Source organism: Maridesulfovibrio zosterae DSM 11974 (assembly GCF_000425265.1).
Taxonomy (GTDB): Bacteria; Desulfobacterota; Desulfovibrionia; order Desulfovibrionales; family Desulfovibrionaceae; genus Maridesulfovibrio; species Maridesulfovibrio zosterae.
The window spans coordinates 88,879-102,550 of record NZ_AUDC01000010.1 but is presented as its reverse complement, the minus strand read 5'-3'; the positions used below and the strand labels follow the sequence as shown (position 1 = coordinate 102,550).

At 44.5% G+C, this 13,672-nt stretch carries 13 protein-coding genes; 7 read left to right on the top strand and 6 right to left on the bottom strand.

Going from position 1 to position 13,672, the window contains the following annotated elements; genetic code table 11:
• Positions 1 to 111: 111 nt before the first annotated feature.
• Positions 112 to 267: a lipoprotein gene (locus H589_RS21195; protein WP_156891589.1), complete on the top strand. Its 156-nt coding sequence runs from the start codon at positions 112 to 114 to the stop codon at positions 265 to 267.
• A 28-nt stretch (positions 268 to 295) separates the two neighbouring features.
• Here H589_RS21195 and H589_RS0101080 read toward each other — a convergent pair whose 3' ends face one another.
• Positions 296 to 1,426, bottom strand: a complete 1,131-nt coding sequence (locus H589_RS0101080; protein ID WP_027720315.1) for a glycosyltransferase — start codon at positions 1,424 to 1,426, stop codon at positions 296 to 298.
• Positions 1,427 to 1,497: 71 nt separating this feature from the next.
• On the opposite strand from H589_RS0101080, the gene H589_RS0101075 reads away from it, so the two are divergent.
• The 6 genes from H589_RS0101075 (at position 1,498) to H589_RS0101050 (ending at position 7,821) form a co-directional block, all read left to right on the top strand.
• Positions 1,498 to 2,601 carry a glycosyltransferase family 4 protein gene (locus tag H589_RS0101075; RefSeq protein ID WP_027720314.1) on the top strand — a complete coding sequence of 368 codons (1,104 nt, stop codon included), beginning with the start codon at positions 1,498 to 1,500 and terminating at the stop codon, positions 2,599 to 2,601.
• Positions 2,602 to 2,713: 112 nt separating this feature from the next.
• On the top strand, positions 2,714 to 3,769 hold the full coding sequence (locus H589_RS0101070; protein WP_027720313.1) for an autotransporter outer membrane beta-barrel domain-containing protein: 1,056 nt from the start codon (positions 2,714 to 2,716) through the stop codon (positions 3,767 to 3,769).
• Between the two features lie 87 nt (positions 3,770 to 3,856).
• Positions 3,857 to 4,585: a glycosyltransferase family 2 protein gene (locus H589_RS18895; RefSeq protein WP_084146815.1), complete on the top strand. Its 729-nt coding sequence runs from the start codon at positions 3,857 to 3,859 to the stop codon at positions 4,583 to 4,585.
• On the top strand, positions 4,566 to 4,937 hold the full coding sequence (locus H589_RS18890) for a DUF2304 domain-containing protein (RefSeq protein WP_051249566.1): 372 nt from the start codon (positions 4,566 to 4,568) through the stop codon (positions 4,935 to 4,937). Before H589_RS18895 ends, H589_RS18890 begins: the two co-directional genes overlap by 20 nt.
• A gap of 102 nt (positions 4,938 to 5,039) precedes the next feature.
• Positions 5,040 to 5,852 (top strand): dienelactone hydrolase family protein, encoded by an 813-nt coding sequence (locus tag H589_RS18885; protein WP_051249565.1) that lies wholly within the window; start codon positions 5,040 to 5,042, stop codon positions 5,850 to 5,852.
• Between the two features lie 22 nt (positions 5,853 to 5,874).
• Entirely contained in the window at positions 5,875 to 7,821 is a 1,947-nt protein-coding gene (locus H589_RS0101050; RefSeq protein WP_027720312.1) for a hypothetical protein, read from the top strand.
• A 206-nt stretch (positions 7,822 to 8,027) separates the two neighbouring features.
• Here H589_RS0101050 and H589_RS0101045 read toward each other — a convergent pair whose 3' ends face one another.
• From H589_RS0101045 to H589_RS0101025, 5 genes are read right to left on the bottom strand one after another with little or no spacing between them, the layout of a single operon-like run.
• Positions 8,028 to 9,497: a B12-binding domain-containing radical SAM protein gene (locus H589_RS0101045; protein ID WP_027720311.1), complete on the bottom strand. Its 1,470-nt coding sequence runs from the start codon at positions 9,495 to 9,497 to the stop codon at positions 8,028 to 8,030.
• Between the two features lie 12 nt (positions 9,498 to 9,509).
• On the bottom strand, positions 9,510 to 10,679 hold the full coding sequence (locus H589_RS0101040; RefSeq protein WP_027720310.1) for a DegT/DnrJ/EryC1/StrS family aminotransferase: 1,170 nt from the start codon (positions 10,677 to 10,679) through the stop codon (positions 9,510 to 9,512).
• A gap of 1 nt (position 10,680) precedes the next feature.
• On the bottom strand, positions 10,681 to 11,619 hold the full coding sequence (locus H589_RS0101035; protein WP_027720309.1) for a GDP-L-fucose synthase family protein: 939 nt from the start codon (positions 11,617 to 11,619) through the stop codon (positions 10,681 to 10,683).
• A gap of 5 nt (positions 11,620 to 11,624) precedes the next feature.
• On the bottom strand, positions 11,625 to 12,665 hold the full coding sequence (locus tag H589_RS0101030; protein WP_027720308.1) for an alpha-ketoacid dehydrogenase subunit beta: 1,041 nt from the start codon (positions 12,663 to 12,665) through the stop codon (positions 11,625 to 11,627).
• 3 nt (positions 12,666 to 12,668) lie between these two features.
• Positions 12,669 to 13,643: a thiamine pyrophosphate-dependent dehydrogenase E1 component subunit alpha gene (locus tag H589_RS0101025; RefSeq protein WP_027720307.1), complete on the bottom strand. Its 975-nt coding sequence runs from the start codon at positions 13,641 to 13,643 to the stop codon at positions 12,669 to 12,671.
• Positions 13,644 to 13,672 lie beyond the last annotated feature (29 nt).

The window sequence follows — 13,672 nt, the reverse complement described above, 5'->3', positions numbered from 1 at the left end:
AATATTTATTCGGGCTACCTGTAAATTTAGTGTCGAAGTTGGCTACTGTTTTTTGAAAATGTGTGATATTGATAAAAGCATAATTTTTTTTTGAAAAAATAGGGAGGCAATATGCGACGTATTTTTATTCTGTTGGCTCTAGTTGTGGTGTTAGCAGGGTGTTCCACCCACTCAAGTAACGAACCTGAAAGCTCCAATTCAACTAAAAAACCTAGCTCTTCGGTTATTGTGAACGATATTATCGTCAGAGATGCCAAATTGCCTTAAGTTCAGGACTCGGCCCTGTCGTCAGGCTTCATCGATGTTTTGAAGTGATGGCTGACTGATATATATCGTCAATTTGTGACGAAATCTGATCAATTTTGAAATTGTTTTCAAGTTTGGCTTTGCCTGCTTGTCCATATCGTTGTGCTTGTTGCGGGTTTGAAATTATGGTTTTTATTGCTATTTTCAGCGCTTGGCTGTCTGCTGGAGGCACGACTATTCCGGTCCCCCCGTGTTCATTTACCCAGCCTGTCCCGGAACCTGAGATCTCGGTGCTTACAATCGGAACCCCGTATCTCATGGCTTCCAGCAGAACCATACCGAAAGCTTCCGCTCGATCAATAGATGGAAGGCAAAAAACAGACGCCTTTTGCATCAATGAAAATAACTCCTGATCTGTAATATGACCTGGCAGGTAAACACGCTCGGATAATCCTAGTTTTTCGACCTCTTTCGATATTCTGCTGTGTTCGGGCCCGCTCCCTGCAATTATGAATTTGGCTTCCGGTATCAAGGCCGCAGCCCTGACAAGATATTCAAATCCCTTGTAATATGCGAATCTGCCGACACTCAGCACTAAAGGAGGATTGCTTTTTTCCTGTGTGCAGGAAGGATATCTATCTGTGTCAAGTCCCAGTGGTACTACTGAACTTTTTTGACGCCATGCTGCAAGGGAGAAACTTGATGACAAATACGGAGGAGATGTCGCGATAATGTGATCAGCTTTAGCTAGGCATTTTTGCTCGAAAAATCTGTAGAAAGGATAGAGTGCCCTGATGCACGGATTGGGAGTTCCATGAACATCGGCATGCCAGTGGACAACGCAAGGAATGTCATCTGGAATACTTCTGTAGAAAAGGACTGCGGGGTTGGGGAGGTGCAGGTGGATAACTTGTGGAGGGCTTGAAGATATTTCCTTTCTTAAGTGGCTGGCAAAGGAAAAGGATACAGGGGCGAATGCCATGTTGCAATTAACCCTGACTCGGGTAATTGTAATGCCGTTGTTCTTGGTTATAGCTGTTTTGCAGGAAGTTTTCTGCTGATGGCATAATATTCTTACTTCATGACCTCTTTTTATCTGGGCAGAAGAAAGATCTTTTACAAAAGTCTCTATCCCTCCTCTTTCCGGGTGGGCATATTTGCTAATATGAAGAATCTGCATCTGTTCCGCGTATTTTGTATTATTTCAAATTAAATAGAAAGTAAGAACCTTTCGACTGCAAGTGTTTACTTATGAAAAAAATATTGGTCAATGCAATCCCAATGACAGTAGTCGGTACCGGGGTCGGAAGATATCTGCGAGGTCTTTACGGAACTCTCGAAAAAAAATTTTCGGATCGGCTTGAGATCAGCTATTTTACAGGTAAAGAGATTATCAGGAATATTCCTAACTCAGAAGGTCCGGGATGGAAAGAAACTTTGGGGCGTGTGCTTTGGCGTATGCCATTTCCGGTAGCCTTCGGGGCAAGACTCATAAGTCATTTGCCTGTTGAAAAACGGTTTCGAGCTTTGAGTCATGATTTTCACGTATACCATGAGGCTGCATATTTCCCCTTCAAGGCTGCTGGGGTAAAGAATTTATTCACAATACATGACCTGTCTTTACTTCGTTACCCGCAGTGGCATCCGCGCGAAAGAGTTTTATATTGGAGAACTTTTTTTCAACGTAGACTTGGCTTAGTTGATTCCTTTTGCGCAGTTTCCGCGTTTACAAAGCAGGAAATGGTTGAATATCTCAAAATTGATCCTGAGTTGATCAGAGTAACCCCTCTCGGGGTTGATGCCGGTATTTTTAACCCGGTACACGATGAAGAAGCACAAACTTTTATTGAGTGTGCTGGAGTGCCCAAGAAATTTATTTTTTTTGTGGGTAGTGGGGATCCTCGTAAAAATATTGATGCACTGGTTAAAGCTGTGGGGGAAACTAAATGCAGGCTGCCCTTGGTTACTGCAGGCTGGAGCGGCTGGAGTACCGGTCACGAAAAAGGGATTATCAAAATGGGATATGTTTCTGATCGGGTACTGGCTCAGCTGTACCGTAAAGCCTTGATGATGGTTATGCCCAGTGAATATGAAGGGTTTGGGCTGCCTGTGGTGGAGGCTATGGCCTGCGGATGTCCAGTTGTTATTTCAAGAGCAGTAGCCCTTAGAGAAGTAGGCGGGGATGCAGTTGTGTCTGTAGAAAATGTCCACGATTCTAAACTTTTTTCTAGTGCAATTGATGAATTGGCTTGTTCGCGAGAAATGAGAATGCAATTGTCTGATTTGGGCCTTGAGCGTGCAGTTTCTTTCAATTGGCAGGATACCGCAAGTAAGACAGCTAAGGAATTTTTATAGTAAACATAATAAAAAACTTAAAAATGCTTGACAAAAACGTTGTATTTATTATTGCTGTAAGCAGTGTGTAAGGCAATGGGGTTATATAAAAAAAATCGGTGTAGAATTTGTCATGAAAAAAATTATCCTTCTCTCTTTGCTATGCGTTCTTATTTCCTGCTCTTTAGCTCTTGCTGAGACTAATGGTCAGAGTCAGGCCAATAATGATGTTGTTCGCACTACCAGTCAGGCCCTTACTACAATGGTCCAAGGGCGTGTCGCGACAATTGCAGCTCCTAAGCCTGCCGGAATTAAATCCGGTGGATCAGCTCCTTCAGGAGTTAAGCTGGAATCACAAAATGCTATTGATGGAAATGGGAATATTAACCTTTCCTTTAATGCAGAAGAGCTTGGTCTTGCCTCAGGTGACGGAGCAAATGATTTTGGTGTTTGGGCAATGGGATCATATACCTATTTCGCAAGTACTGCTTCTGGAGCAAGATATGATGCGGATACTTATAACTTCCTTTTAGGTGCCGATTATAAAATTATTCCTGATTTAATGTTCGGTCTTGCCGTTGGCTACGGCGTGCTGGATCTGGATAAAAAGGATTGGAATAACGGGGCCGACACCGGTACACTGAAGACTGACTATGAATGGACCGTAATGCCTTACATGGCATATAATATTACCGATACGACCATCTTTGATGGCGCATTTGCTTATACTAATTCTCGCTATAAGGATAGCGATGGAATCAATACCGGTAAGTATGACTCTGACAGGTATCTTACCAGCCTTGGTGTGTCACAGTACTTTATGCTGGACAACTGGACTTTGAGTGGAAGGCTCGGATATATGTATGTAGGTGGTGACCTTTCTTCATATTCCCGTGGCACAGCAGATATCTCCAACCCGGATAGCTATTTGAGCCAGATGAACTTGGAAGCAAAAGCTGCCTACTTGATTAATGGTTGGATTGAACCTTATGCTACTCTCAGATATTACTATGATCTCGGTGTATCAACCCGTCCGGTTAAGTCCGACTATGATGAATTTGAAAGTATTCTTGGTCTGACCATGTATGCAACTGACCAGTGGACTCTCGGATTTGAAGGTGGAGCAACTGTTGGTCGCGCCGATTACGAATCCTACAGAGGACAGGCTTCTATTCGATTCGAATTCTAAAATTGTTTTTTATACAGTTATAAAAGGAAGTGGCTCTTTTTTTGATAAGGGCCACTTCTTTTTTTTATCGTCCGGGCCTATAATAGAATGAGTGCCATGCTAGACTCTGTCGCTGTCATAATTCCAGCTTTCAATGAAGTGGAAACTATTGGTTCAATAGTCAGGGAAAATGTTGCTCTTGGTTATCATACATTCGTAGTTGATGATTGCAGCACTGATTCCACATATGTTGCCGCCAAGGAGGCGGGGGCTGATGTTATAAAACTTCCATGTCGTTCAGGGGCATGGGCTGCTATTCAGGCAGGGATGAGGTATGTGTACCGGAAAGAGCAGTATGACCTATTTGTCACTATGGATGCAGACGGGCAACATCAGCCTCAATACATTTCTTTACTACTGGAAAATTATAACTGCTTGAGAGTTAATGTTGTAATCGGCAGTTGTACACAACGTGGCAGCCGGTCTAGAAGGTTTACTTGGAACCTCTTTTATCAGCTTACTCGGTTAAAAATCCGTGATATGACTTCTGGATTTAAATTATATGACAGAAAAGCTGTGGAGATTTTATTGACTCCGCAAGCGGTTCTTTTTGATTATCAGGATCTTGGACCTTTGCTGCTTTTGAGGAGGCACGGGATTAAATTTCACGAAACTCCCATGTATATGCCTCCTAGACGGAACGGGTGTTCTAGAATTTTCAATTCTTGGTTTTCGGTCTTTGTATACCTTTTTAAAACATTTATCTGGGTGTTCTCGGACTGGCTGGCTAAGCCTGGGGAACGGAGTGAAAGAATGGATGGCTATGACTCTATTTAAATATATCCCCTCTGCACTATCTGTATTTTTTGTTTTAACTATTTTTTTTCTTATCAGAAAACAGCGTTTTGGTATCTTTCAGACCGTATGGTGGCTTTTTTCTGCGTTCAGCATTCTTGTTCTAGGACTCTTTCCGTCATTTGCTGATAAGCTCGGCAGCATCATCGGTATTCATTATCCTCCAATATTGCCTATAATCTTGGCTATATGTATGCTTTTTGTCAAAATACTTACGATGGATATAGAACGTACTAGGCAGGAGATAAAAATACGGATTCTTATCCAGAAACTAGGAACACAGGAAGCAGAGTTGCAGGACTTAAAAGATGCATTGGCAGAAAAAAAGAGGTAGTTTCAGTTAGCACCCACCTTGTTCTTCCGGCAATGTCGGTCTCAAAGCTAGGCGAAATCTATCTGGACTTTCATTCCCTAAAGTTCAGCTGTAGGAAAAGAGATGAAGAAAATTAATTCAAAGATTTTATATTCGCTTCTCACTACACTTCTTTTAAGTTTCTTTCTTTCCAGCTGCACTTCTTTCAATCACCAATCATTTGGCCGGGAACACGGTTTTGACAGTAAAGTGTTCTCTGAAAAAAAATTTAGTATTCAAGGTTACCAGCGTGGAAAGGCTAAGCGTCTGCGCGTATACATTGAAGGAGATGGTAAAGCCTGGCTTTCAAGGAGCAGACCTTCCAGTGACCCCACCCCGAATAATCCAGTGTCCTTTTATCTGGCCGCGGAAGATAACAGCCCGGCTGTTCTTTACCTTGCCCGCCCATGTCAATACGTTGAAAAGGAAAACAGACGGAATTGTATTGTTCCATTCTGGACTTCTGCTCGTTTTTCAGAACTCATAATCAATGATTTAAATAAAGCACTGGATGAAGCCAAGTCAGTAGCCGGGGCTAATGATCTTGAACTGGTAGGTTATTCTGGAGGTGGGGCTGTAGCTGTGCTGCTTGCAGCTCGCAGGGATGATGTTGATTTGATAGTGACTGTTGCTGGAAATCTCGATCATTCCTTTTGGACTGATTTTCATAATGTTTCACCTTTGCGGTATTCTTTGAATCCAGCTGATGTGGCTGAAAAAGTTCAGCATATAAGGCAGATACATATTGTCAGTTTCGATGATGCCGTGATCCCTGAGTCTGTATGCAGAAGTTATTTATCACGAATGACTGACCTGAGTATGGTTACGGTTATCAGAGTGGACGATATAGGGCATACGGGTGATTGGCGTTTAGTGGTAAAACGGGTACTTCCATAATTGAATTTGTGGGTTAATATTCATGGATAGTGAAAAAAAAAATCTGTGGTCTGTAACCATTCTGATTGTCATTTGTGCCGCAGCCTTAAGTTTTATTCTGGTAAAGCATAATCTGCAGTTTCTGATCGAAAAGGGCTTACACCTTAATGGAATCCCGTTGCCATGTAATAACGACAGTTATTACTTTTTGGATCAGGCCTATTCATTGTCTGAAAGAGGAGTCCGTTTTACAGGGGTTTTCTCTGATCAAAGGCAATCAATTTTACTTCCATATTTACTTTCGTTTCTGGCAGGTACCGATAAGCTGCTGATGATGGGCGTCGGCAGTTATGCCGGTCCTGTTCTTGGATTATTCATGTTGCTGGCTGTACTTCCCTGGGGAATACAAAGTCGTTCGCCTGCAGTAATGATTCTCTCTTCTTTGCTGGCATTGTGTGCGCCATACTGGCTGAACCGTACTCAGGTGGGCTTTCTCGACACTGACAGTCTTGTGCCCGGGTTTTGTTATTTTGCTTTGTTTTGTGTTTTCAAGTTTTCTTCGGTCAGGTCAAGACTGAGCATCTGGGTAGCTACTTATTTAGGAACAGTTTTTTTTCTCTGGTTCTGGTGGCGTCCTGGAGCCATGTTCTCAATCTGTTTTATTTTTCTGTATCTTATTTATCCCAGTCGAAATCGAGTTGATACATGCATAAAAATTGCGTTGCTGGTATTTGTGCTCGTCGTCGGTGGGTTAGCTATTGGCGGATACAGTCCGTTTGCAAAATATATGGCATATGTCTCGGCGCATGCAAAATTAGCTTTCGGAGGGGGGAGCATCTCGCTTTTAAGCGACTCAATTGTCGAGCTGCAGAATATTAGTCCTTGGGATTTGTTGCGAAAATCATACGGTTTACCAGCCCTTATTCTTCCAGCGATATATGGTCTATTTATCTATATACTGAGTAGTAGGAGCCAAGGTGTTTTTCTTGGAAGTACATTTCTTTTCGGCGGGGTAGCATGTATTTCTCAACGATTTATTCCTCTTTTTATTCCTGCGGCATCCTTCTTTGCTGCTTATGGTATTGTCTCCTTCTGTTCTTTTATCTGTGAACGGGCTGAGCATTTTTTCCCCGCGGTGTTGAAAAAAAAGAATGCTTTTTTGTTGTTATGCGGGACATGTATTTTGTTGCTGAGCATCTTTAATGCTTATCGTCATGATCTGGAGTCATATTTTACTCCTGAGGATTTTGTCCTTGCTAAGCTGATCAGGAAAAATACTCGCTTGGACAGTTTAGTCTGGACTTGGTGGGATTATGGTTATTTCTTTAAGTTCTTAACCGGTAGGGAAGTCCTTTTTGACGGGGGATCGCAATCAAAGGCAACATGTTTTCTGGCAGCTTATCCATTAATTCAGCAGGATATGAGTGTTGCTGCCAGTTGGATGAAATATTTTTCAGTTGGCAACATTTGGGAAAAGGAAGCTTATGTTAGGAATAATGATTTAGAGAATCTTTTACATAAGATTAAGAGTGCCAGTTCATGTAAAGGTGAAAATGCAGTGAAACCGGTCGTATTGTGCCTTCCTAGAAGGGTATTTACTACCGTCGGTTATCTATACTCATTTGCCTATATTCGTAATGAAAAAGTTCCTCCGGTCATCAACCATCTTGATCTGTTCTCCAAGAACGGGTTCGCTTATGATGCCAGCGCACAGACTGTACAGGTCCCGGAAGCTGTGATTTCCAAAGGTTACAATGAATTCGGGGCGATTATCGACGCTTCAAATATAGCCGTAGATGACCTGAGACTTGACAGTATGACTGACCCTTATCTGGTCTATTCAGATAAAACCGATTTTATTGCCGTTACAGACAGACTCCTGGTGGGCTCAGTTCTTTTTCGTCTTTTAGGTCTTTTTGAAAATGATGCCGATCAATTTTCTAAGATTTATTTCAACGATAATTTTGGAGGCCTATGGTTGGTTCAATAAGGCCCAAGATATCTTTATCACGTTAACGGAATATTTCGTAACACATTGTGATAGCGAGACTTGATAAATATTTATCAGCAGATTTAAGTTCATGATGACTTATCAATTCTGATATTAATTCAAGGTCATTTAGATTCTGGTGATAGTTACCGTGGTACACACTATGGCTAGATATTGGCTGGTGTAAGGTATAATACTGGGCCGGACTATATGACAGCATATTTCCTGTCCAGTCGCTTCTCGGCCATGCCTGTTATGTGCTTCATGGTTTCTTCACCGAACTTGGAATTAATCATATTTAGATATGCTGGATTTTTATAATAAGCGTCGAAAGCATAATCACGAAAGGCGAGAACCTGACCGCCCGAAAGATATTTGGTTGGCAGCGGCAGAGTCTTGTAAGCGTACTGGGAATAGGCCTGCCAGGATTCGGGCAGAGCCCATTTATTTTCCAAAGCCATATCATAAAGTTTGGAACCGGGAAGCGCCATTGCAGAATAGATATTTGACCACTCTGCGTTGATCTCAAACATCAGAGCGAGAGTTTCGTTCATGGATTTGTAATCGTCTTCGGGCAGTCCGAAAATGTAGTTACCGCAAATGTAAATTCCTTCTGCGTAGGTCTGACCTACAACTTCCATGACCTTGTCGGTATCATATCCTTTGGTTACATCTTTGATGACCCGTTTAGAACCGGATTCAAATCCGTAGGCCAACCAGTTGATGCCGGCCTGCTTCATTTTGGCCAGCATGCGCTGAGATACAGTATTCACCCGCGCATAAGCCCAGAAATTCAAATCATAATTGCGCTCGATAATGCGGTTGCATAGTTCAGTGACCCGCTTTTCATTCATAGCGAACATCTCGTCCATGATCTTGATATTGCGGACCCCATAGCGATTAACCAGCTCGTCGATCTCAATCATTACCGAATTAATGCTACGGTAGCGGATAGTATTTTTCCCGAAAAGTGAATTGATACAGCAGAATGTGCATTTGAACGGACAGCCCAGACTAGTATACAAAACAGCATAAGGCTGTCTTTTGGATATATCGTCAAAGCAATGCCAGTTATGAGCGCGGTACTTTTCCATAGGCAGCATGTCCCAGGCAGGCATAGGCAGGGAATCCAGATCAGCCAGAAGTTCAGGCTGCGGATTAACTATTTCCCGCCCGTCCTTTTCATACAACAATCCTGCAATTGGAAATTCCTCTTCTCCGGCTTTGAGCGCTTCGATAAGCTTGGGAAAAGTATGAAAGCCCTCGCCTCGAATGATAAAGTCCGACGCTTCCTCCCGGAGAGTCTCCTCAGGCAGAGCGCTTGGATGCAGACCGGAAATGGCGGTGGGAATATTAGGATCAATCTCTTTGAGATTGTTTATTATGGCACTGGCCCCGACCATATTCATGGTGGAAGCAGATGGATTTGAGCCCGAGACTGAAACAACCGCCAGAACGGGATTCGTATTTTTAATCTGCCGCGCTGTTTCCTCCCAGCTCCATCCTTCAACTTCAGCATCCAGCAGAAGGACATCAAATCCTTTGCCTCGGAGAAAACCGGCCAGAATGGCTCCCCACAAAGGAGGTTCCAGTCCGGTGAGTTTGAAATCGGATAAATCTCCATATAAGGCTTTCTGACTGCCGGGTTTGACCAGGACTATATCGCAGGAATTCATTAAAGCTGCTCCTTATTCCACACAGTTTAGAATGTTGCAGAGCTCAACGACCCTATCTTCTTCAAGAGAAGGATAGTTGCCGATGTAGTAGGCAAAATGATGGATATGCTCCACTTCGTGAAAGATTTTGTAAGCATCGGGCTCAACAATACCCTTGAGATAGTGCTGGCGCAGTTGGTTGCCACCTCCTGAACTGCCTCGGCGAAATTCAATCCCCGCTTTGTCCATAGTTTTTTCGAGTCGATCCCTGAATTCAAAATCAGGATTTTTAATTACAAGGTTGAAGGCGTAGTTGCAGCTGCCTTCCACCTCGAAATCTGTACGGTATTTTTCAGCGTCAATAAGCTTAAGGAACAGCTTAAAATTGCGGGTGCGTATTTCATTATTACAATTAAGTTTTTTTAGCTGGCTGCGCCCCAGAACCGCATTGATTTCGCTTGATCGGATGTTGAATGCTGGAAATGCAAAGATAAAATCCGGAGAAAGTTCCGGGTTTTCCTTTTCGTAACGTTCCCGGATATGATTACTCGGAGCCTCACGGGTCATGCCGTGGGAACGCAGCATTCTGACAGCATTATACATTTCCTCATCATTGGTGCAGATCATGCCCCCCTCAACGGTAGACATGTGGTGGGCAAAATAGAAAGAAAAATTTGAGGCAAGCCCGAATGATCCGAGCCGCTGTCCGTTAAAGGTCGCACCATGGGATTCACATACATCTTCAATGAGCGGGATACCTCGTTTTTTCAGCTCGCTCAGCAGACGATCACTCAACCCGTTAAATCCTTGAACATAAGTCATGAAAACAGCGCGGGTCTTGTCCGTGATTTTGGTAAGGATCTCATCTTCATCCATACACAGTGTACGGGGATTGATGTCGGCGAAAACCGGAGTCATGCCGTTCCAGAGTACTGCGGATATATCCGAAACCCAAGTGAGGGGAGGCACAATGACTTCCCCGTCCCCGTACAGATGCTTGAGCGCGGTGATGGTCGCTAGGTTGGCAGATGCACCGGAGTTGACGAATACGGAATATTTAACACCAAGCCAGTCAGACCATTCTTTTTCAAAGGCAGCTACATTCCTGGACTGAGTAAGGCGAGGCATTCCCTGCAGAAAATCTATCAGGACATCCAGATCATCGCGGGTGATATTGTCATCCATGAGCGGAAATTTGAACATATTAAATCTCTTTATTTTTAAATTCCTGGTCCAGGAACCAGTCATAGGTGGATCTAAGCGCATCATAAAAATCAATCTCAGCTTTCCAGCCCATTCCGGTAAGCAATGAGGCATCAAGCTCCTTGACTGGCATACCATCAGGTTTGCTGGTATCAAAGGTCAATTCCCCCTGGTAGCCGACCACTTTTTTGATTATTTCGGAAAGTTGCCCGATAGACAGGGAATATCCTGTACTGATATTGATCAGGTCAGCGGATTCATATTTTTCAAGCAGAAACATACAGGCCCGGCCAAGATCTTCGGAGTATATAAATTCCCTGCGCGGACTGCCAGTTCCCCATATTTCAACTTTGGGTGCGGATATTTCACGAGCTTCATGCATGCGCCGAATTAGCGCACCGATTACATGGGAGTTTTCAGGGCTGAAATCATCGCCCGGTCCGAAATAATTAGTAGGAACCGCAGCAATAAAGTTGTCTCCGTGCTGCTTACGGTAAGCCCTGCATAATTCTATACCAGCGATCTTGGCCACTGCATAAGGCTGGTTTGTGGGTTCCAGAGGGCCGGTGAGCAGGTATTCTTCCTTGATGGGCTGCTTGCATAACCGTGGATAGGAGCAGGAACTTGCCAGATAAAGCAGTTTCTCAACCCCTGATTCATGAGCCGAATTGATAACGTTGGCTTCTACCATCAGATTATTATAGATAAGGTCGGCAGGATATTTTCTGTTATAAGAAATTCCACCGGACTTACCCGCCGCAAGAACAACCCATTGCGGTTGTTCTTCTGCAAAAAAAAAATTTACTGCTGCCTGATCAGCAAGATTCGGTTCTTCGGCACGAAGAATCCCAGTATATCCCGCATTTTCAAACGCTTTGATAGTGGCCGCACCAATGGCCTTGTCTGCACTGGCCACGTAAATTCTGATATTCTTATTCATGCGGACTACCTTTTTGCCGTTTCGCGAATGGCGTCTTTGAGTTCAGAAACTCCGGCATAGTACGCCTCTTCAAGCACGTAAGCCGAAGGTGTCGGCAGGTCCGGAGCCGTTACCCTTTTGATTGGTGCCTTGAGATACTCAAATCCTTTTTCAGCTATAGTGGCAGCTATCTCTGCAGTAACTCCTCCCGTACGCCATCCGGTATCGGCAATAACCAGCTTTCCGGTTTTTTTCACGGACTCTAACACTAACTCCTCATCAAAGGGCTTTAAAGTTCGGGGGTCTATAACTTCCACATCAATGCCTTCTTCGGCTAGCTCTGTTGCGGCAGTGAATGCATCATTTGCAAGATGGGAAATCCCCAGCACAGTAACGTCCTTGCCTTTACGGCGGATAGCGCCCCTACCCAACGGAATGGTATACATATCTTCAGGGACATATCCTTCTTGACGGAAATTGAGACGGTGTTCAATGATCAAGACCGGATTGTTTTCCTTGATGGCTGAGAGCATGAGCCCTTTGGTATCGTAACAGGTAGAGGGCATTATCATTTTCAGCCCCGGAATATGCATGAACAGTCCCTGTAGGGCTTGGGAGTGCTGAGCTGCAGATCCCCACCCTCTCCCTACACAGGCCCAGATGACCATGGGAGCACAGGCGGCACCCCCAAACATGTAATGCCACTTGGAGGCATGATTTAGAATTTGGTCCATGGCCAGAGTCAGGAAGTCGGGTCGGTTATGAAAATAAACAGGGCGCATGCCTGCAATAGCTGAACCGAGAGCTATGCCGGTAAGGGCTGTTTCAGCGAGAGGGGTGTCGAATACACGATCGGAGCCGAATGTTTTATCCAGTCCGAGGGTGGCACCGAACATTCCGGAAGGATCGTCCACTCCCTGCCCCATTACATAGACGGACTTGTCCTGTTCAAGAGCCTGGGCCAGAGATTCATTAATGGCCTGTGCGTAGGACAGACGGCGGGCATCAAGACCTCCGCTATGATAATCGTGTTCAACTGTATCGAGATTAATTCGTGACCAAGGCATGGTTTACTCGCAAAATAAATATTTATGAAGATCTTCTTCGGTGGGGAGCGGACTCTCAAGAGCAAATCTGAATGCTTCGTCCAGTTCCTGCGCAATTTCTCTCTGCATGACGTCGATATCGGATTGCGTCAGAACATCTCCTTTAATCAATTTCTGTCCATAAGACTGCAAAGGACATCGTTCGGCCCATTTTTCGACCTCCTGCTCATCCCTGTATCCTTTGGCATCCTGTGCCTTACATCCTGCATGACCGAGCATCCGATAGGTCTTGCATTCTATAAGCGAGGGCCCAAGACCGGACCTTGCACGCTCGACAGCGGCAATGGCTTTTTCATAGATGAGTTCCACATCATTGCCATCAATGGATTGCGCGGACAGTAATTCTGGTGCGGCCCCTTTGAGGAATACGTTTTTACCCAACTGACGCGATGCCGTGGGAGAACAAACCGCCCAACCGTTGTTTTCAAGAACGTAGACCACAGGCAATTTCTTGAGCATGGCAAAATTGACAGATTCATAGAACGTACCTTCGTCAGCCGCGCCGTCTCCGAAAAAAACTACACTGACCCTGTCCTGTTTGAGCATTTTGGAAGCAAGCGCCTGTCCAGTTCCTATAGGAATACCGCCACCTACAATAGCTGAATGGCCCATGTTTCCCACAGATGTGTCCACCAGATGCATAGAACCTCCATAACCTTTGGCGCACCCGGTGGTTTTGCAATGCAGCTCGGCCATCAGGGCCTTGAGGTCACCGCCCTTGGCAAGGTAGTGCCCGTGTCCGCGATGGTTGGAACTGATGTAGTCACCTTTGCGAAGGGTAGCGCATACTCCTACAGCACTGGCCTCTTGGCCAACGCAGAGGTGCACGGGTGTTCGCATGCGGTCTTCAAGATATTCCGCTTCGATACGCTCCTGTACCATACGGATGCGCAGCATATCACGATACATGGTTCGTTTATTGTCGGGATGAAGCTTCATAATGCTCCTGGTTGTTCAAGCTATAAAAA